Below are 19,129 nucleotides of genomic sequence, written 5' to 3'. Positions count from 1 at the left end.
CGACTATCCTTAAATTTGTGGCATGGGTAGAGGCTGTCTGATAAGTTTTTCAAACCCAACTCCTAAGACCATGCTCTTGTCAGATGTCCTGTCCTCTATTTGAATGTAGACATAATAAGTGAAGTTATATTAAGCAGGGAGAAGCCATGTACATTGTGCAGATTGCCTCCGAGTGCGCCCCGGTAATTAAAGCGGGTGGCTTAGGAGATGTGGTTTATGGCCTCAGTCGTGAATTAGAAAATCGAGGCCACTGCGTCGAGCTAGTTCTGCCGATGTATGACAACATGCGCTACGACCACATCTGGGGTCTGCATGATGCCTACCGCGACTTGTTTGTACCCTGGTATGGCGGCGCTGTTCATTGCTCCGTTTTTTGTGGCTGGGTGCATGGGCGGCTGTGCTTTTTTATTCAACCCCATTCGAGCGATAACTTTTTTGACCGAGGGGTCTACTACGGCGCACCTGACGACCCGATGCGCTTTGCCTTTTTTAGCAAGGCCGCCCTGGAGTTTTTGCTGCGATCGAATAAGCGACCGGATGTTATTCATTGCCATGACTGGCAAACGGGGCTGGTGCCCGTGATGCTTTATGAAATGTATGGCTGGCATGGCATGGCTGACCAGCGAGTCTGCTACACCATTCACAACTTCAAGCACCAGGGGGTCTGTGGGCCAGAAGTGCTGCGAGGTACGGGGCTTAATCGCGACGACTACTATTACCGTCCCGATAAACTGCGCGACAACAACCACGATGCTATCAACATGATGAAAGGAGGCATCGTTTACGCTAACCACGTCAACACAGTTTCGCCACACCATGCTTGGGAGGCTCGCTTTAGCCCCATTGGTTGTGGTTTGCAGCCTACGCTTGATGCTCATCATTACAAGTTTGGTGGCATTCTCAACGGCATTGACTACGAAGTTTGGAACCCTGATAGCGATCGCTACATTCCTTTCCACTACGATGCTGACAACTTCGAAGACAAAATCCTCAACAAAAAAGCCCTACGCGAACGGCTGATGATGCAAGAGGCCAATAAGCCCTTAATTGCCTTTATCGGTCGGCTTGATCAGCAAAAAGGCGTTCATCTGGTGCATCATGCTCTGTACTACTCGCTCCACCGCAATGCTCAATTTGTTTTACTGGGTTCTGCGACCGAACCGGGCATCAACGATTGGTTCTGGCATGAAAAAACCTTCCTCAACGAAAATCCTAACTGCCACCTAGAACTTGGCTTCAACGAAGAATTGGCTCACCTGATTTACGCCGCCGCTGACATTATTGTGGTGCCCAGCAACTACGAACCCTGCGGTCTGACTCAGATGATTGGTTTGCAGTACGGTACCGTACCAGTGGTGCGGGGTGTGGGCGGTCTGATTAACACCGTCTTTGATTGGGACTATGACGAACTGCACCTGCCAGAAGAACGGAACGGCTTTGTTTTCTTTGAGTCTGATTACACCGCTTTGGAATCTGGCTTGGGTCGCTGCCTCGATCTTTACTATAAAAATCCAGAACTCTTCCGGCAGTTGGCTCTGCAGGGCATGAAGTATGACTACTCCTGGCACAATCCCGGTGAGCAATATGTGGGGGTTTACGACCACATTCGCGCTTAGGGAGTCGGAAATGGACGGTAAGTTCCTCCTAGATTCTCCACGATCGCCCGCGTATTAGACACCATCATCTTGATGTAAGTGTCGCCTTCGCTGCCCGGTGCGCCAATTGAGTCAGAATATAGCTCGGTTGGCGCTAAATTGACGCCCGCTTCTGCCGCAACGGTCGTGATTAGTTGCGGGTTGATGGTAGTTTCAGCAAAAATGGCGGGTACCCCTAGCTGCTGAATAGACGCTGCTAGCTGCTGCACAGTGCGGGCACTGGGTTGTTCTTCGGTGCTTATGCCAATGAGGGTTCCGGCTACGGCTAACCCATAAGCATCGGTATAGTACTGAAAGGCATCATGGGTGGTAACAAGCTGCCGCTGGCTAGCTGGAATCGTTTGAATTTGCGCCCTAATCCATTGATCAAGCTGCTGCAATTCGTCAGTTAAAGCGGCAGCATTCTCGGTAAAAGTCGCTGCGTCTTCGGGGGAAAGCGCGATAAGTTCGTCGCGAATTAGCGCCACCATCTGCACCACGTTGGCTGCACTACCCCAAACGTGTGGATCCGGAACAGTCCGTCCTTCGTAGGCAAAATCTAGCGGGGCAACCACTTCACCAACGGCTACTTTTTTGGCCTGAACCCCGGCTGCATTCATGATTTTGATCAGATTTGGCTCTAAATTGTAGCCGTTATACAAAATTAGCTCAGCTTCTTCAAAGGCAATGCTGTCGGCAGGCACAGGCTCATAAATATGCGGATCTGCACCCGGTTCGAGAATGCCGACTAAATCAATCTCTTCGCCACCAATACGGGCTGCCCAGTCCGCAATCATAGTGCTGGTGGAAACGACATCAGGGCGATTATCGGCAGTCGTTTCTTGAGTTTGCGGTTGGCAGCCGCTCAGGCTTATCCCCAAGCCCAACCCGCCGACCGCTAGCCATGCGATCGCCTGATGAGTGCCTACTTGCATGAACGGTTACCTAATTTCATAATTCTTTCATTTTTTTAGCGTACAATACTTTTCATAATCCTTTCATAAATGTCCTAGCTTTGAAATACAGCGCTAGCCACCAGGGTCAAAACCCTCAAATTGCTGCAAGCTTTTTGCTAAAAGTCTTTGATTCTGCCCTTTGCTTTAGCCTGCTGCCTTTAGCGGTAGATAGCGCTAGGGGAAAGTCAGGTCGGGCTAAGGCTTGTCTAAGCACTGGTAAAACAGGCAGCCATGATTTTTTCCCTAACCTGGGCTACGGCAAAATCTATAGAGCGGCTGAGACTGCGGTTTGGCTCCCTACCTCTAAAGCTTGATGTACCACAAAGTCTGATAGCGCATCCTGTGAAAGGCACTGCTCACCCCACCGCCACCTTTTGTAAGTATCCCGGAGGTACTCCAATGGCAGACAACGGCGCGATCGCTGTTGAACATCTCAGCGTCAACTACCGCAGTTTACAGGCGTTACGCAACATCAGCTTTACCCTACAACCAGGGCAGCTTGTTGGCATTTTTGGCCCCAATGGCGCTGGCAAAAGTACGCTGGTTAAAGCCATGCTGGGTCTGATTCCGCTGACCACCGGACGGGTGCACTACGGCGATCGCCTGCTGGTAGACCAGCTAGCCCAAACCGCTTATGTCCCCCAGCGATCGCAGATTGACTGGACGTTTCCGGCAACCGTATGGGATGTGGTGCTGATGGGGCGGGTAAAGCAAGCGGGTTGGTTTAATCGCTTTTCGGCTCCTAGTCGCCGGATTGCGGCTGCAGCCCTAGAGCGGGTAGGTATGAGCGAGTTTCGCGATCGCCGGATTGGTGCCCTCTCTGGTGGTCAGCAGCAGCGGGTGTTTTTGGCTCGTGCTTTGGCTCAGCAGGCCGACTTGTTTTTCTTTGATGAGCCGTTTGTGGGGGTCGATCAAAAAACGGAAACGGTTCTGTTTCGGATTTTTGGTGAACTGGCTGACGAAGGCAAAATTGTTCTAGTTGTCAATCACGACTTGGGCGAATCGATCACCCATTTCCACCAGATCTTACTGCTCAACCGCGAAATGGTTGCTTTTGGCCCGCGTCAGCAAGTCTTTACTGCTGACAATATGGTCAGAGCCTATGGGGGTCAGGTGCAGTTCTTTTCGAGCGCCGCTTAAGCATGGACTGGCTTACCTCCCTCACCGAACCGCTTCAATATGCCTTCATGCAGCGATCGCTGGTAATTGCCGTGCTGGTGGGCGTCATTTGCGCCGTAGTGGGCAGCTACTTGATGGTGCAGCGACTAGCGCTATTGGGCGATGCCATTAGCCATTCGCTGCTACCGGGTTTGGCGATCGCCTTTATGTTGGGCACCAATATCTACATCGGTGCCTTTATCGCTGGGGTCATTAGCACTGTGGTTATTTCGTTAATTCACACGCGATCGCCCGTCAAAGAAGACGCCGCTATGGGCATTGTATTTTCGGCCTTTTTTGCCTTTGGCATCATTTTGATCACCCTGATCCAAAAAGACAACAAGATTGACCTCAATCACTTCTTGTTTGGCAACATTTTGGGGGTAACGCTAGCAGACGTGCGCGACACGGCTTTGATTGCGGCTCTGGTGCTGCTCTGTGTCTTCCTTTTTTATAAAGAGCTGCTGTTTTATAGCTTCGATCGCCTCGGAGCGCAGGCGGCAGGGCTGCCAGTAAGCCTGCTGAACTCAGGACTGATGGTGCTGATTGCCCTGACAATTGTAGCCAGCCTCAAGTCGGTGGGGGTGGTTCTGGTGCTGTCGCTGCTGATTACACCCAGCGCCGCTGCCTATTTGCTGGTGCCCCGGTTGCACCAAGTGATGTGGCTAGGCTCTGCTATTGGGGTGATTTCTAGCGTTAGTGGTTTGTACTTGAGCTACTACATCAACCTGCCTTCTGGGCCCGCTATTGTGATGGTAGCTTCTGGCATTTTTTTCCTGGCGCTGCTATTTAGCCCTAGCTACGGGCTGCTGACCCAACCCCAAAGCCACTCAGTACAGCTTCCGCTCTGGCGAGACATCAAATCACTGTTTCGCTAAGAAGGGCTACCAGCTACTGACAGCAAGTCTTTCATCTTGGCTTTAGTTGTCTGCCTTTCGCCATATTTGAGCCTTACGGTATGGCTCTAGCAAAGCAGGCCAGCCAACTTGGATTTGCAAAGCGATCGCTGATAGCCGAATCTTTATTGCTTCTTAGGGATCATTCTCAACAAGGAGGATTTGTTGCAAATAAATTCTACATTCGCTATCATTCTCAATAAGAGATTTTTATTGACATTTGTTAAGAAGGGGACAAGGCGATGGTTGCTTACACCGCGACTGCACTCAAAGCCGAACTGAACGAACGCGGCTGGCGCATGACTCCCCAGCGAGAAACCATTTTAAAGACCTTTCAAAACCTGGCTAAAGGCAACCACCTCAGCGCTGAAGAACTTTGCGACTTATTGAAAGAAGAAGGCGAGGCTATCAGCCTTTCTACTATCTATCGCAATCTCAAACTTATGGCTCGTATGGGCATTTTGCGCGAGTTAGAGCTAGCTGAAGGGCAAAAGCGCTACGAAATTAACCAGCCAGCCCCGCACCATCACCATCATCTCATCTGTGTTCGCTGCAATAAAACCATCGAGTTTAAGAATGATTCTGTTCTCAAAGCGGGGGCAAAAACTGCCGAAAAATCTGGCTATCATCTGCTCGATTGCCAACTGCTGATTCATGCGGTGTGCCCAACCTGCCAGCGATCGGTCGTACCTTTGTAAACACAATTTGCGTTGGCGGCGCTTTCACCCAAAACCAAATTGCTCGTGAAAACGATTTTGAAATAATGCAAACCTGTCTGACCCAGGCAGGTTTTTTCTTGTTATGATCGCCCATAGATTGCGAGAATGATTATCATTTTTTGGCATATGCTGGCGGTTCAAGATTTGACGGTCACTTATCGGGGTGTGCGGGCGCTAGAAAAAGTTTCGATGACGCTTGTGCCGGGTGAACTGGCTGGGCTGATTGGCCCTAACGGCGCAGGTAAAAGCACCCTAATCAAAGCAATTTTGGGTTTGACCGACTATCGCGGCAGTGTGTTGCTCAAAGGGGTACCGCTGCGCCGCCAACGGCAACGAGTCGCCTATGTTCCCCAGCGATCGCAAATTGATTGGAACTACCCCATCACCGCTTGGAACGTTGCCTTGATGGCAGAAGCAGCCAGTGCAGGTTGGCTGCGATCGCCCAGTGATCAGGCAAAGCAGCGCGTCGAAGCTGCCTTAGACCGAGTAGACATGCTAGATCTGGCGCACCGCCAAATTGGTCAGCTTTCGGGTGGGCAACAGCAGCGCGTGTTTTTGGCTCGCGCTTTGGCTCAGCAAGCAGACCTGTTTTTGCTCGATGAACCGTTTACGGGTATTGACAAGCAAACCGAGGCTATTCTGCTAGCGGTGTTTGCTGAACTCAAAGCCCAAGGCAAAACCCTGCTGGTGTGTAGCCATGAATGGGGCAATGCGCTCAACCGCTACGATCGCCTGCTGCTACTCAACCGTCAACTCTTAGCCAACGACACCCCCCAAGCGGTGATGACGCTCGAAAATATTCAGCGTGCCTATGGCGAAAATTTGCAGCCGATTTTGACGGGTAAGCTGCCCCTTTCTTATGTTTGCTAATGTTGGCTAATCCAATAGGGGCTAGTCAAACAACACCACGCTACGAATTGACTCGCCTTTATGCATTAGCTCAAATCCGTGGTTGATTTGCTCTAGGGGCATGGTGTGGGTAATTAGATCGTCAATATTGATCTTGCCTTCCATATACCAATCCACAATTTTGGGGACATCCGTGCGGCCTCTAGCCCCCCCAAAAGCACTGCCTCGCCAAACGCGCCCCGTCACCAATTGAAACGGGCGGGTACTAATTTCGGCTCCTGCTTCCGCCACACCGATAATGACGCTTTCACCCCAGCCCTTGTGACAGCTCTCTAGCGCCTGCCGCATAACGTTGACGTTGCCAATACATTCAAACGTGTAGTCGGCTCCGCCCTTAGTTAGGTCTACCAGATAAGGCACTAAGTCCCCGTCAACTTCTTTGGGATTGACGAAGTGGGTCATGCCAAATTTTTCAGCAATTTCTCGTCGTGCCGGATTGATATCAACTCCCACAATCATGTCAGCCCCGACCAGGCGGCAGCCCTGAATTACATTAAGGCCAATGCCCCCTAGCCCAAACACAATCACATTCGAGCCAGGTTCTACCTTCGCGGTATTGATGACAGCGCCAATGCCAGTGGTAACGCCACAGCCGATGTAGCACACCTTGTCAAACGGAGCATCTTCGCGGATCTTAGCCAGGGCAATTTCAGGGACGACGGTGTAGTTGGCAAACGTAGAGGTGCCCATATAGTGATAGAGGGGCTTGCCATTTTGGGAAAAGCGACGGCTGCCATCAGGCATCAACCCCTGGCCCTGGGTGGCGCGAATGGCCTGACAGAGGTTGGTCTTGAAGCTGAGGCAATATTCACACTGGCGGCACTCTGGCGTATAGAGGGGAATGACGTGATCACCTGGTTTGAGGCTGCTGACTTCTGGCCCCACTTCAACCACAATGCCAGCGCCCTCGTGGCCTAAAATTGAGGGAAAGAGTCCTTCTGGATCCTTACCCGATAGCGTGTAGGCGTCTGTGTGGCAGATCCCGGTGGCTTTGATTTCGACCAGTACCTCGCCAGCTTTGGGGCCTTCGAGCTGTACCGTTTCAATCCTGAGCGGTTGACCCGCTTCAAATGCTACAGCTGCCTTGACTTCCATGATGTATCTCCTACGATTAGCCTAAGTGGTTAGCTTACTGGCTCAAACTGCTTTAAGGCTAGGACATTTTCTTTCAGTATAAAGAATCCATGTATCCCAAGATTACGGCTCTACCCCTGATGCAGTTGGCATCAGGCGATCGCTTGATGTTGCAAACTTACCGTTTCGTCGGCGATCGCCCCGGCAAAAAGGTTTATATTCAAGCCAACCTACATGGTGCAGAATTGGCGGGCAATGCCGTTATTCATGAGCTAATCCAGTGGCTAAGTCAGCTAGACGATACGACGCTGAAGGGCGAAATTTGCCTGGTTCCCGTGTGTAACCCGATGGGGGTGAATCAGCGAGCCCACAACTTTGCTTCCGGACGCTACAACCCCTATGACGGACGCGACTACAACCGTATTTTTTGGGACTACGAAAAAACAGGCGCTGATATTTTGGCCTTTGCCCGATCGCACTTAGACAGCCCGGTTACAGCGATTGTCACGGCATATCGGCAGCAAATTCAAAACGCTTTTGCCGCACAGCTAGCGGCGATCGCTGCGCCGACCGGGGTACCAGTGCATGAACTGTATCGAATTCGGCTGCAGGCTTTGGCACTCGATGCTGACTACGTGGTGGATTTACACAGCTCCACCAACGAAGGACTTGATTATGTCTATTACTTTCGCGATCGCGACCAGAGTGCCTGCTATTTTGGCCTTGATTTTGGCATTTTGCTAGACAAGTATGACGGCGATGCGTTTGACGAAGCCTTTATCAAACCCTGGCTAGCTCTAGAGGCGGCTTTTGAGCAATTAGGGCGATCGCTCCACTGCGACATAGAAGCCTGGACGCTGGAGCTAGGCACGGGGATGCAACTCAACCCCCAATCGGTTGAACGCGGACTAAAGGGCGTCAAAAACTATCTGGTGCGCAAGGGGTTGCTAGCTGAGGTAACAGTCAATGATGTTAGCGAAGTTTGCATGGCGCTGGCTCATCGCAGTCAGGTTACCAAGTACTATGCCACCACCGGGGGCGTCATCGAAAATCGCGTTCGCCCCGGAACCGAAGTCAAAGCCGGAGATCTGCTGTATCAGCTGCTTTGCTTTAATAAGCTAGAATCGCTTCCCGGCGTGCTTGACGTGCAAGCGCAGTCGGCGGGGTTGGTCTATGACGTTTCTACCAACCGAGCGCTCAGCCAGGGAGAATATGTGTTGTCGTTGATTCGGTTGGATGAGTGAGGTCGCCTCAAGCGGCAGAGGTTTGCGGCTGACCCTAGTCAACAGGGACGACGACCTCTCCGCCCCGATGCAGCGAAGCTGATATACCGGAGAGCTGCTTGACCAAAGCCGTGCCAACCCGGCCAGAGGAGAGAACCGACGGCGCATTGGCTTTGACACAGGCAACAAAATGCTGACAAACGCGACGCAAAGGCTCCTCAGCGATCGCGGGGATTACCTCTAGCCGAACATCTTGAGGCACATAGCGATGGTCAAGCTGCTGAAAGTAGCCGTGTTGCAGCGTCAGCGGCGTTTCTGGCTGCATCTCGTCAAAAATCAGCGTACCGCGATCGCCTACCACAGCCAAACGCCGCTGCTTGTCAGGATTCGCCCAGCACAAATGCAGCATTGCCTGAAAGCCGCTGGGATACGTTAGCTTCACCCACACCCAATCTGCCAGTCCATGAGGAAACTGCGGCCAATCCGTTACCGTATTTTGCAGCCAGGTTTGGCCTTGAGCGCTCACCTGGCAAGGTGTTTCGCCTAACCAGTGGTTAAAAATTGCCAGGTCATGAATGGCCAAATCCCAAAGGGCATCTACATCTTGTCGCACTGGCCCCAGATTTGTGCGGGTAGCATAGCCGTAACGCAGCGGGCCGAGCCGTTTTTTTGCCAAGACAGCTTGACCCTGCTCAACCACCGGATGAAACAAATAGGTGTGATCCACCACAAGCTGCACCCCCTGCCGTTCGGCTAGCTGGCACAGAGCCAGACTGGTCTGGCTATCTAGCGTCAGCGGCTTTTCTACTAAGACGTGTAACCGCCGCTTTAGCGCTGCTTCGACTAGGGAGTAATGGGTTTGCGCTGGGGTGGCAACGACGACGGCTTGTAGCTGAGGCAGGTTCAAAGCCGCTTGCCAGTCAGCCATCAGCTGAGTTGCTTCTGGCAGCTTGAACTGACGTTGAATGCGATCGCGCTGGGCGGGGTCGGGTTCGATAACGGCCTGCACCGTTACCCCCGGTAGCGCCAAAAAGTTGCGCAGCAGGTGGGTGCCCCACCGCCCTGCCCCAAAAATTGCCAAACCAAGTTGAGAGGTCATCTGTTGACTGCTAAAGGTAACTGCTGAAGCCAAAGTACCCGGCTTGTCGAATCGGTGAGCTAGCCAAACGGCTAAATTTCGCCGGAACCGCACCTTAGCACCCAGCCCAGCCGCCAAAATGCAATTGCTCAACTGTCGGCTACAGCCTGCAAAGCATAGTAGGCTTGCCGAGCGGCGGCTTGTTCGGCCAGCTTAATTGAGGGGCCTTTACCTTCGCCCCACTGGCGCGCCTGAAACCAAACAATAGCGCCAAAACGTTCCGGGTCGCCGTGTTTTTGGCTGAGTTCTTGAGTGCGATATTCAGGCAAGACTTTGTAGTGGGCTTGCGTCCATTCTTGTAAAGCAGCTTTGTAGTTTTGCAAGGCCGGATCCGTGCGAATGGTTTCCGCCAAGCGGCGAAAGTGCGGATCGAGCCAGGGATGGATCAAAGCGGTGTTGTCAGTGGTGGCATAAAGCGCCCCTAGAATGGCTTCAAAGGCATCTGCTAAGCGAGAAGCGCGTCCGGCGCGATCGCGAATAGCAGCCTCAGACAGCAGCAAAAACTGCTCAATGTTGTAGTCGTCGGCTAGCTGAGCCAACACGCGATCGCTAACCAGTCGCGATCGCAGCTCGGCTACCTCACCCACCAACGCCGCCGGAAACGCCTGGAGTAAAAACTCTGCTGCTGCCAGCCGTAACGCCGCATCGCCCAAAAATTCTAGCCGCTCGTAGGCTTCATTGGCCTGAAAAGACGGGTGGATTAAAGCCTGGTTGAGCTTTTGCCAGTCTACTTCGGTCGCAGCAGGTAGCCCTAGCTGAATAATTAACTGTTGCAGATGCCGTTTTCGTTCAGGCGTGAGAGTTGCGGACATAAACCCCAAAAGATGCGCAAAGAGCCAAAGCGATTGGCTTTAACAGCCGACTGAGCGTTCAACCATCGCTTGAAAGCGATCTTAGCAGTCTAGACTGGCCTCGCTGGGATCGCTCTGGCTCAGACCTCCTTGTAAGTTTCTGCTGGGGGGCGATCGCTGCTCCAGGCCCACCAAGCCGTCCCACAGCTACAGTGATAGAATTCTTGCCACTTGCGGCGATGTCCTTCGGTATAGACAGGCGATCGCCGATTGATCCAAACAGCCTCAGCCTGAGCGCTTGGCACATCGCAGTGAGGGCAATTAAATCGGTAAGCATGGGTGGCTGACTGAGTCCACTCAGGCGGAATCGGTGCAAAAACATCCATAAACAGCTTGCCGCTTGCAGTTCTTTCCTATTATCGGAGCTAGCAATCGTTTCGGCTTGAGTGCATGTCGAAGTTTTAAGCACCAGCCAAATTAACAGTGACCTCGGATATGGTGGGGACGTTTGCGAATAATATTGACGTTGGCTCAGCACTTAGTTCATTCCGGGAGGCACTCAACTCAATGCTGAATTTGCTCTCGTTTCTGGGTTTATTTGGGTTGTGTTTGATTGCTTGGTTAGGTTCAGAAGATCGCCGCCGCATTCCCTGGAAAGTCATCATTTGGGGGCTGGGGCTACAGCTAGTCATTGGCCTGCTGGTTTTTCGCATACCGGGCACCCGTGATCTGGTTCTGATTCTCAATGACTTGCTCAACGGCATTATTGACGCTTCCGAAGCAGGGGCCCGGTTTTTGTTTGGGCCGATCTTTGTTCCCGATCCGAACGCCGCGACAGGGCCAGTCGGTGCGGGGCGCTGGCTAGCTAGAGCGTTGACGCCCCCCTTCGCGGCGGTTCAAGGCGATCGCATTGGCGCAGACAACCTCAATCTTGGCTTTATTTTTGCTTTTCGCTCGTTGCCTCAGGTCATTTTCTTTGCTGCCTTAATTGGCTTGCTCTACAACCTCAATATCATTCAGCCGATTGTGCGCGTCTTTGCCAAGCTATTTCGCTCGGCCATGAATATCAGCGGCGCGGAATCTTTGGCGGGGGCTGCAAACATTTTTGTGGGCATTGAATCGGCGATCGCCATTAAACCCTTTCTAGCCCAAATGACCCGCAGTGAGCTGTGTGCGGTGTTATCGTCTTGTTTTGGCTCAATTGCTTCTACCGTTTTGGCGCTCTATGCTGGCTTTTTGCGGCCTACTTTCCCCGCCATTACCGGACATTTGATGGCCGCTTCGGTACTCACTATCCCGGCTGCTTTTGTCATGTCTAAGATTTTGGTACCCGAAACTGGGGTGCCCGAAACCTTAGGCATTGTTCCTGAAGAAAAAGGAGAAGCTGAAACCCAGCAAAGTCCTATGGATGCGCTGATTTTAGGTGCTTTAGATGGCGTCAAAATGGCGGTGGGAATTGCTGCGGTAATTGTGGCAATTTTAGGCTTAATTGCGTTGCTAAACCTGATTTTTGCAGGGCTAGCTTCGTGGTCAGACAGTGAAATCATTGTATTGCGCTGGATCGGCCAAATTTTTCAGGTGGTGACGTTGCAAAACATCATGGGGGCGCTCTTTTTGCCTCTGACGTTGATGACGGCTCCCGCCGACAATTGGCCAGAACTGTGGGAAGCTTCCAAAATTATTGGCCGCCGTTTGCTAGAAACCGCCATTCCGCCCTACCTCACCCTGGCCGGACTGGCCGCTAGTGGCGAAATTAGCGATCGCACGATGGTCATTGTCAGCTACGTTCTTTGTGGTTTTGCCCATATCCCTTCAGTCGGAATTTTTGTGGGGGGGCTAGCTGGGCTGGTGCCGTCTCGCCGCCAAGACATCAGCGAACTGGGTTGGAAAGCACTTTGGGCCGGGACGCTAGCCACCTTAATGACGGGGTGTATTGCAGGGCTTTATTTTTACGAAGGGACAGCGGTGCTGGGTCGATAGCATTTTGCAGCCCTTAACCGGGATATCTACTTTCCGGACAAGTCAGGGAACCTTGAGAAGAGAAAGCTAGTTCCCTCGTGGCTCGTCGTGGCATGCTGGTTCCTCAAAAAATTCTTTTTAGTAATCTTTACTTGACTCGCCGCACCTCTCAACAATTTCTCCAAGATCTACTGCAGGTCGGAGCTGACTTTCAACTGGCTTGTATCGCTAGCCAAGCCCTAGCCCGCCGACTGTGTGAAGATATTCCGCCCAATTCTCTACAGCAGCAGGCGATTGACGCTTGCCAGGAAGCGATCTATCGGGCTGGACTCGGTTTTGGCGAAGAAATTACTCTATCCTGAAAGCAGCCGTCAGCCGCCAATTTGTTGGCCACTTTTAATCGCTAACGCCTCTTGCTGACGCTTCTTTTCTAGCTATGTCTATTCCTTATCTAGCGCGGATTGATCTGTACCCCATCAAGTCTTTAGACGGAGTTTCGGTGCAGCAGGTGCAGGTTTTGCCGAGTGGGGCGCTAGTTGGCGATCGCCGCTTTGCTCTATTTGACGTAAAAGGACGGGTGATCAACGGCAAGCGGACGGCTAAAATTCACCGCATTCGCGCTCAGTTTAGCGCTGATCTGAGTCTGGTAACGTTGCAGACAGCCTCAGCCGCACCGCTGAGCTTTCACCTGCCTGAAGGCAAACCCGCCTTGGCAGACTGGTTTAGCCACTATTTTGACCAGCCTGTCCATCTGCGGGAAGACAGGGGCATGGGCTTTCCGGATGATACCGCTTCTCCTGGCCCTACCGTTATTAGCACAGCAACCTTAGCGGCGATCGCTAGCTGGTATCCACCCCTCAGCTTAGAAGCCGTACGTCAACGCCTGCGTACCAACTTAGAAATTGACGGTGTTCCGGCATTTTGGGAAGACCAGCTTTTTGGCGAGTCGGGGGAGGCCGTCAATTTTCGGATTGGCGAGGTAACGCTGCAAGGCATTAATCCTTGTCAGCGCTGTATCGTACCCACTCGCGATCCGCACACAGGCGAAGCCACTGCCCAGTTTCAAGCAGAATTTAGCCGCCAGCGATCGCAAACCCTGCCGCCTTGGGTCGTGCGATCGCGCTTTAACCATTTTTACCGAGTAGCGGTCAATACCCGGCTAGCCCCCACCCAAAGCGGCCAACGGCTGCAAGTTGGCGATCGCCTCGCCGTTGAGGCTTAAAGTCAAAAAGCTAAGTTTTTATTATTCTGTAAACAAAACTGGGGTTATGGCCTACAATGCTGCCAAATTCTCTCAGGGACTTCTCAGGTTCAAGCTGGCGAATTTCAGCCTAATGGCTGAGCCTAACTGAGCCATTAGGGGCTATGTCAGTTAGCTTTGATGCTTCAAACTACGGGCATTCTAGCCTCATAGCATCTTTGCTATGGATGATCTACCACTTAGCGAACTGGGAATACCGTTATGCTGCACTGTGCCTTCTGCCGCAAACGCATTGCTCGAAACTTGTCAGCGTTGATTATTGCCTGGACGACGACGCTGTTGGGGTTGGCTCATGTGCATGAGTCTGCCAACCACGGCTTGCAGGCTTCGCGGGTCAATCAACTGCGCGATTCGGCGATGTATATTTTAGTGGTTAGGGCGACTCAGCGCTAAGGGAGGCCGGATAAAACCCCAGATGAAGTCGCGACCGAGTGTTCCCAGCGCCCCTTTATTGTGAACCGGGGCATTAAGCAGATGCGGCCTTTGGCTGGGCCTAGTGATTGCAAGACCTCTACCAGTTCTGTCAGCAGCATCCCTTCGCTGTAGCGGGGCTGTTTACCGTCAACGACAACCAGCCATAGCGTGTAACCGCTGTTGTCGAGTCCAGCCGCAGCGCGGGCATCAGGGCGATCGCTGCCTTTCGCTATACCTGACTAGCCAAGAGAATAAAGGGCTGACGACTAAGCTGAGCTGGTGCTGCTAAAGTATGGTGTCAAATCTGCTTTAGAGTTCTTCCATGCTGCCAGTTTACTTAGAAACGGCTTCGATGCAGACCCGCGATCGCGTTTGCTTAGAAGCCGACGTTTATCGACCTGCCGCTGCCGGAGACTATCCGGTACTGCTGATGCGACAGCCCTATGGTCGGGCGATCGCTTCAACCGTTGTTTATGCGCATCCCGCCTGGTACGCGGCTCAAGGCTATATTGTCGTCATTCAGGACGTACGGGGGCGGGGCACTTCGGCAGGTGAGTTTCGTTTATTTGCCAACGAAGTGGCTGATGGTTACGACACGGTGGAATGGGCCGCCCAGCTACCGGGCAGTAGCGGCCAGGTGGGCATGTATGGCTTTTCTTACCAGGGGATGACTCAGCTTTATGCGGCTTCAGCCCAACCTTCTGCCCTAAAGGCGATCGCTCCGGCAATGGTAGGCTATGACCTCTATGCAGATTGGGCGTACGAAAACGGTGCTTTGTGTTTGCAAGCGGGGCTGGGCTGGGCTGTGCAAATTGCGGCTGAAACGGCTCGTCTACGCGGAGATGAAACCGCTTATCAAAAGCTTTATGCCGCTGCTCGTAATCTGCCTTTAAGCGACGCGATTCCGGCTCGACCGCAAATTTTATCCACGCTGGCACCCGATTCTTTTTTCCACGACTGGCTCGATCACCCTCAGCCCGATGAATATTGGGCAGCGCTGAAGCCGCAGCTAGCCCATGTCAAACTCCCAATGCTGCATGTGGGCGGCTGGTTTGATCCTTACCTGCGAGGAGATATCCGCTTGTTCAAAGAAATGGCAGGTTCAGCGCCTCAGCAGATCTGGATTGGCCCTTGGGGGCATCTTCCCTGGGGTCGGGTTGTGGGCGGACGCGATTTTGGCCCAGCCGCCGCCAGCCCGATTGATCGTCTTCAGGTTCGCTGGTTTAACCACTTTCTTAAAGGTGAAGATACTGGACTGCTGCAAGAAGCGGCGATTTGCCTGTTTGAAATGGGCAGCAACCAGTGGCGTTCATTTGACACTTGGCCTATGGGTGCAGTGCAAACTTACTTTTTTAGTAGCAGCGGCCTAGCCAGCATCCGTGAAGATGACGGTCGGCTGACTGAAGTTCTACCGCCACCGTCAGCCGTACTAGAGCGAATAGTGCATGATCCCTGGCGGCCAGCACCCGCTTTAGGCGGACACGCTGGCATTCCGGCTGGTTCATTTGAGCGATCGCACTTAGACAACCGTAGCGACATATTGACCTACACCACAGCCGCCTTAGCCGCCGAGCTGCGGGTGGTTGGCGAAGTATCGGTCACCCTTTACTGTACCGTCGATGCCCCCAGCTTTGACTTGTGCGTTATCTTGTCAGAGGTGAACGATTTGGGACAGGTATATAATTTGACCCAAGGCTACAAACGCTTCGATCAGGTTAATTTTAACACCGCTGATCCCCAGGAATATACGGTATCGCTACAGCCTACTTGCTTTCGGATTGCTGCTGGTCATGCCTTACGTCTGAGCCTTAGTGGGGCTTGCTTTCCAGCCTATGCGGTCAATGCGGGTACTGGAAAAACAGCAGGCGAAAGTCGGTTAATCGAGTCACGAATTGTTACTTTGGCGATCGCAACCGGAGAGCAATATCCAACCGTCGTAAAACTGCCAATTATCCATAAAGATTCTCAATAAGCTCAAAAGTCTGTCCAATAAATCCATCTTATGGTAGAGAAACGAGCTTTACAAGTTCATCAAAACTTGACATTTCAATCTCCAAAATTTCATAAAACGGCGTGGGCAGATCTGACAAAGTAAAGTCCGTAGGTCTTTATATAGCGGCTTTGTAGCCTATCAGGACGATTGGTTAAAACATATAAAAAAAACTTTGACTATCCCATTGGTGGAGATTACACTCAAAAAGTATTCATTCATGTGGAAATTACTTACTCCTTTAGCTGGCTGACTGATTGAAGTGATAGTTTAGGCGACAAAGCCAAAATTCTCCCAAAAAGAGCTTTAGCTTTGCGACTCAACACATTACCTCACAGGATGCTCAGTCACCTGAAGGGCACCAGCACTGGCTCAGGCGGTAGTTAATACTCAGGAGGAAACCTCATTAGCCTTACTGTTTCAAGAGGCTTGGCAGGTTTGGGGAAGGCTGCCAAATACGTTTAATCGCCACGCTCCAAAAAGCTAGTAGCGATTGAACCAATCCAAAAAAATCTGGCAGGTCTTGGGGAAGACCTACCAGAACCATTTAACAGTCGAGTTCTTGCACATTCAACTGTCATCAAGCTGCTGATCCGCAATGGATCGGCAACTAGAAACCTATGAATTATTATATCTTGGCCGCGTTAGGGATAAGCCTAGCGTTCTGTTTTGCTTGGCGATTTACTCCACTTAGACGCTTTTTTCAAAAACTTGTTCCCAAGTGGCCTATGGGGGATTGGCTGCTTGGGACTTCTCGACGCTGGTTACGACGTCGGTTCCGATTACAGCGGGTAGGATCGGTTGCTGCTGTGGTTTTTGCCGTCATCGCAGTTGGGCAGGTGGCTTCAGCCCAAATGGAAACCGAACCGCTCAGACCTCTAAGTAGCGTCCCGGTGCCCAAACCCAGTAACCTCAGCACTTTTGTTAAAGATGAAGAGGCTTTAGTGCGGCTGGGTAAAGCCCTGTTTTGGGACATTCAGATTGGCTCAGACGGTAAAACCTCTTGTGCAAGCTGTCACTTCCATGCTGGAGTTGACAATCGTTCTCGCAACCAGCTAAGCCCTGGGTTACTCCAGATCACGCGGGAAGATGCAGAAGACGGAGAAGCTATTCCAGATCCGGATAAAACTTTTCAGCTAGGTGGGCCTAACTACCAGCTAAAAGTGGACGACTTTCCTTTTCATAAACTATCTAATCCGAACAATCGCAATTCTACTGTGCTGTCAGATACGAACGATGTCGCCTCTTCACAAGGGGTACACAGTAGCGTCTTTGACCAGCAAACGGGAACGTCCAACCCTGTACCCGACGAAGTTTTTAACGTTCATGGGATCAATGTGCGCAGAGTTGAACCGCGTAACACCCCCAGCGTGATCAATGCAGTCTTTAACTTCCGTAACTTCTGGGATGGTCGGGCGCAAAACGACTTTAACGGTGTTAGTCCTTTTGGGCAGCGAGATCCGGATGCAGTGGTGCTGCGATCGCGTCAGGACAGCCTGGAAACAACTCGCATCAGCCTGGATCAGTCTTCGCTGGCATCTCAAGCTGTTGGCCCACCGCTTAGCGCCTTTGAGATGTCAGCCGAAGGACGCGGCTTTGCCGATATTGGCAGACGGGCTCGCAAACGTCGGGCGAAAGCTGCTCATCGAACGCTAAGTTTGCGACCTTTAGCCAAACAACTGGTAGCGCCTGACGATAGCGTGCTAGGAGCCAGCAGCCGCGCCCCGCAAAATGGGCTAGAAGGCTCCTACCGCGCCATGATTAAAGACGCGTTTCGCAATCAGTGGTGGAATAGCTCACAGTTAGTCGGGTTAGACGACGACGGCGACTTAGCCTTTATCAACAAACCGCCTGACCAAGCAGGGGCGAACGAATTCACCCAGATGGAGTACAATTTTTCGCTCTTTTTTGGCTTAGCGGTGCAAGCCTACGAAGCCACCCTGATTTCGGATGATACCCCCGTCGATCGCTATCTAGCAGGCGATCGCAACGCCTTGAGCCGGAGTGAAATTCGAGGTTTGGAAGTTTTCCAGACCAAAGGGAAATGTATCAACTGTCATGCAGGGCCAGAATTAACCAAGGCTTCTGTCGCCAGTGTGCAAAATCAGCCCTTAGAGCGCATGGTGATGGGCAACGATGGCATCGCTGTTTATGACAATGGGTTTTACAACGTGGGGGTGCGCCCCACCCGCGAAGACCTCGGACTGGGCGGCAACGATCCCTTTGGCAATCCTCTGTCGATGACAAAGCTAGCACAGCAAGCTGGGCCACCTTTTCCGATTGTGCCGGGTGAAGCCCCAGCCGAAACCGGACGCCTCAAACCCAACGAGCGTAGGGCGGTTAATGGTGCTTTCAAAACCCCAGGACTGCGCAACATTGCGCTAACGGCTCCCTATTTCCACAATGGCGGTCAGTTGACGCTGGAGCAGGTGGTGGACTTTTACGATCGCGGGGGTGACTTCAAAAACAACCGTAACCGCGACCCAGACATTGAACGTTTAGGGCTGACCAACCGCGAAAAGAAAGATCTTGTCGCCTTCATGGAAGCGCTGACAGACGAACGCGTGATTTACGATCGCGCTCCTTTCGATCACCCAGAGCTACCGCTACCTGACGGCCAACGCGGTAGCGATCGCGAGGTCAAAGACAACGATGGCGATGGCCAAGCCGAAGACCGCCAACTGCTGCTACCTGCTGTGGGTGCTGGTGGCTGGGAAGGCAGTCCTAACTTCCTGAATCAGCCCATTGCTGTTCGTCCAACGGCTGCGGTTGAACCTGCACCTGATCCTTCACCCCTTGGCGGTGGCATCAGTCCTGAAGATGCTGACTGCCCAGTTGGTACCACTTATGTGGCTTTACCGGGGGGCTACCTCTGCCAGTAGCTTGAGGGCACCAAAAGACGCTGAGCCTTAGACGCTAAGCCCTCTAGAAGGGTAGCCCCCGCCAGACTTTTAACCGTCGGGGCTACCTTTATCTTCTCAATTTTGCGAATTAATCCGTATCCAAC

The 19,129-nt window shown here is 52.3% G+C and carries 18 protein-coding genes; 12 read left to right on the top strand and 6 right to left on the bottom strand.

The features are described from left to right. The first annotated feature begins 146 nt into the window (after window positions 1-146). Window positions 147-1,616, top strand: coding sequence for a glycogen synthase GlgA (gene glgA / locus ACTS3T_RS01905; protein WP_462934667.1), 1,470 nt, complete (start codon window positions 147-149; stop codon window positions 1,614-1,616). Here glgA and ACTS3T_RS01900 read toward each other — a convergent pair. After that, window positions 1,613-2,569 carry a metal ABC transporter solute-binding protein, Zn/Mn family gene (locus ACTS3T_RS01900; RefSeq protein ID WP_462934666.1) on the bottom strand — a complete coding sequence of 319 codons (957 nt, stop codon included), beginning with the start codon at window positions 2,567-2,569 and terminating at the stop codon, window positions 1,613-1,615. The two genes, glgA and ACTS3T_RS01900, sit on opposite strands and share 4 nt — an antisense overlap. A gap of 420 nt (window positions 2,570-2,989) precedes the next feature. Here ACTS3T_RS01900 and ACTS3T_RS01895 point away from each other — a divergent pair, with 420 nt between their 5' ends. The 4 genes from ACTS3T_RS01895 (at window position 2,990) to ACTS3T_RS01880 (ending at window position 6,233) form a co-directional block, all read left to right on the top strand. Then, complete coding sequence (locus ACTS3T_RS01895; protein ID WP_462934710.1) at window positions 2,990-3,730, top strand: metal ABC transporter ATP-binding protein; 741 nt, start codon at window positions 2,990-2,992, stop codon at window positions 3,728-3,730. Window positions 3,731-3,732: 2 nt separating this feature from the next. Beyond that, a complete protein-coding gene (locus tag ACTS3T_RS01890) occupies window positions 3,733-4,626 on the top strand; it encodes a metal ABC transporter permease (RefSeq protein WP_462934665.1) in 894 nt (297 codons plus the stop codon). A 260-nt stretch (window positions 4,627-4,886) separates the two neighbouring features. Beyond that, window positions 4,887-5,342 (top strand): Fur family transcriptional regulator, encoded by a 456-nt coding sequence (locus tag ACTS3T_RS01885; RefSeq protein WP_462934664.1) that lies wholly within the window; start codon window positions 4,887-4,889, stop codon window positions 5,340-5,342. A gap of 147 nt (window positions 5,343-5,489) precedes the next feature. Continuing rightward, a complete protein-coding gene (locus tag ACTS3T_RS01880; RefSeq protein ID WP_462934709.1) occupies window positions 5,490-6,233 on the top strand; it encodes a metal ABC transporter ATP-binding protein in 744 nt (247 codons plus the stop codon). Between the two features lie 21 nt (window positions 6,234-6,254). Here ACTS3T_RS01880 and ACTS3T_RS01875 read toward each other — a convergent pair whose 3' ends face one another. After that, window positions 6,255-7,367 (bottom strand): S-(hydroxymethyl)glutathione dehydrogenase/class III alcohol dehydrogenase, encoded by a 1,113-nt coding sequence (locus ACTS3T_RS01875; protein ID WP_462934663.1) that lies wholly within the window; start codon window positions 7,365-7,367, stop codon window positions 6,255-6,257. Between the two features lie 89 nt (window positions 7,368-7,456). On the opposite strand from ACTS3T_RS01875, the gene ACTS3T_RS01870 reads away from it, so the two are divergent. Beyond that, complete coding sequence (locus ACTS3T_RS01870) at window positions 7,457-8,590, top strand: succinylglutamate desuccinylase/aspartoacylase family protein (protein WP_462934662.1); 1,134 nt, start codon at window positions 7,457-7,459, stop codon at window positions 8,588-8,590. Window positions 8,591-8,624: 34 nt separating this feature from the next. Here the strand turns inward: ACTS3T_RS01870 and ACTS3T_RS01865 are convergent, their stop codons facing one another. The 3 genes from ACTS3T_RS01865 to ACTS3T_RS01855 all read right to left on the bottom strand — a co-directional run bounded on the left by ACTS3T_RS01865 (window position 8,625) and on the right by ACTS3T_RS01855 (window position 10,884). Beyond that, on the bottom strand, window positions 8,625-9,668 hold the full coding sequence (locus ACTS3T_RS01865; RefSeq protein WP_462934661.1) for a Gfo/Idh/MocA family protein: 1,044 nt from the start codon (window positions 9,666-9,668) through the stop codon (window positions 8,625-8,627). A gap of 128 nt (window positions 9,669-9,796) precedes the next feature. Beyond that, the gene (gene rnc, locus ACTS3T_RS01860; protein WP_462934660.1) at window positions 9,797-10,519 is read right to left on the bottom strand and encodes a ribonuclease III; all 723 of its coding nucleotides are present in this window, start codon (window positions 10,517-10,519) and stop codon (window positions 9,797-9,799) included. Between the two features lie 119 nt (window positions 10,520-10,638). After that, window positions 10,639-10,884, bottom strand: coding sequence for a hypothetical protein (locus tag ACTS3T_RS01855; RefSeq protein WP_462934659.1), 246 nt, complete (start codon window positions 10,882-10,884; stop codon window positions 10,639-10,641). Between the two features lie 181 nt (window positions 10,885-11,065). On the opposite strand from ACTS3T_RS01855, the gene ACTS3T_RS01850 reads away from it, so the two are divergent. The 4 genes from ACTS3T_RS01850 (at window position 11,066) to ACTS3T_RS01835 (ending at window position 14,111) form a co-directional block, all read left to right on the top strand. After that, a complete protein-coding gene (locus ACTS3T_RS01850; RefSeq protein WP_462934658.1) occupies window positions 11,066-12,478 on the top strand; it encodes a NupC/NupG family nucleoside CNT transporter in 1,413 nt (470 codons plus the stop codon). A gap of 77 nt (window positions 12,479-12,555) precedes the next feature. After that, window positions 12,556-12,819 (top strand): hypothetical protein, encoded by a 264-nt coding sequence (locus ACTS3T_RS01845; RefSeq protein WP_462934657.1) that lies wholly within the window; start codon window positions 12,556-12,558, stop codon window positions 12,817-12,819. A gap of 74 nt (window positions 12,820-12,893) precedes the next feature. Beyond that, the gene (locus ACTS3T_RS01840) at window positions 12,894-13,679 is read left to right on the top strand and encodes an MOSC domain-containing protein (RefSeq protein WP_462934656.1); all 786 of its coding nucleotides are present in this window, start codon (window positions 12,894-12,896) and stop codon (window positions 13,677-13,679) included. Window positions 13,680-13,919: 240 nt separating this feature from the next. After that, entirely contained in the window at window positions 13,920-14,111 is a 192-nt protein-coding gene (locus tag ACTS3T_RS01835; RefSeq protein WP_462934655.1) for a hypothetical protein, read from the top strand. On the opposite strand, the gene ACTS3T_RS01830 is transcribed toward ACTS3T_RS01835, so the two are convergent. Continuing rightward, the gene (locus ACTS3T_RS01830) at window positions 14,108-14,365 is read right to left on the bottom strand and encodes a phosphodiester glycosidase family protein (protein WP_462934708.1); all 258 of its coding nucleotides are present in this window, start codon (window positions 14,363-14,365) and stop codon (window positions 14,108-14,110) included. The two genes, ACTS3T_RS01835 and ACTS3T_RS01830, sit on opposite strands and share 4 nt — an antisense overlap. Before the next feature lie 89 nt (window positions 14,366-14,454). Here ACTS3T_RS01830 and ACTS3T_RS01825 point away from each other — a divergent pair, with 89 nt between their 5' ends. Together ACTS3T_RS01825 and ACTS3T_RS01820 are read left to right on the top strand one after the other, a co-directional pair. Beyond that, window positions 14,455-16,104, top strand: a complete 1,650-nt coding sequence (locus tag ACTS3T_RS01825; RefSeq protein ID WP_462934654.1) for a CocE/NonD family hydrolase — start codon at window positions 14,455-14,457, stop codon at window positions 16,102-16,104. Between the two features lie 827 nt (window positions 16,105-16,931). Next, window positions 16,932-19,004, top strand: coding sequence for a cytochrome-c peroxidase (locus ACTS3T_RS01820; RefSeq protein ID WP_462934653.1), 2,073 nt, complete (start codon window positions 16,932-16,934; stop codon window positions 19,002-19,004). Window positions 19,005-19,129 lie beyond the last annotated feature (125 nt).

Origin of the sequence: Almyronema sp., from assembly GCF_052168255.1 — a bacterium.
In the GTDB taxonomy this organism is placed as follows: domain Bacteria; phylum Cyanobacteriota; class Cyanobacteriia; order Phormidesmidales; family Phormidesmidaceae; genus Sphaerothrix; species Sphaerothrix epifaneia.
The sequence above is the reverse complement of the archived record's forward strand: the minus strand, read 5'-3'. Positions and strand labels throughout refer to the sequence as shown.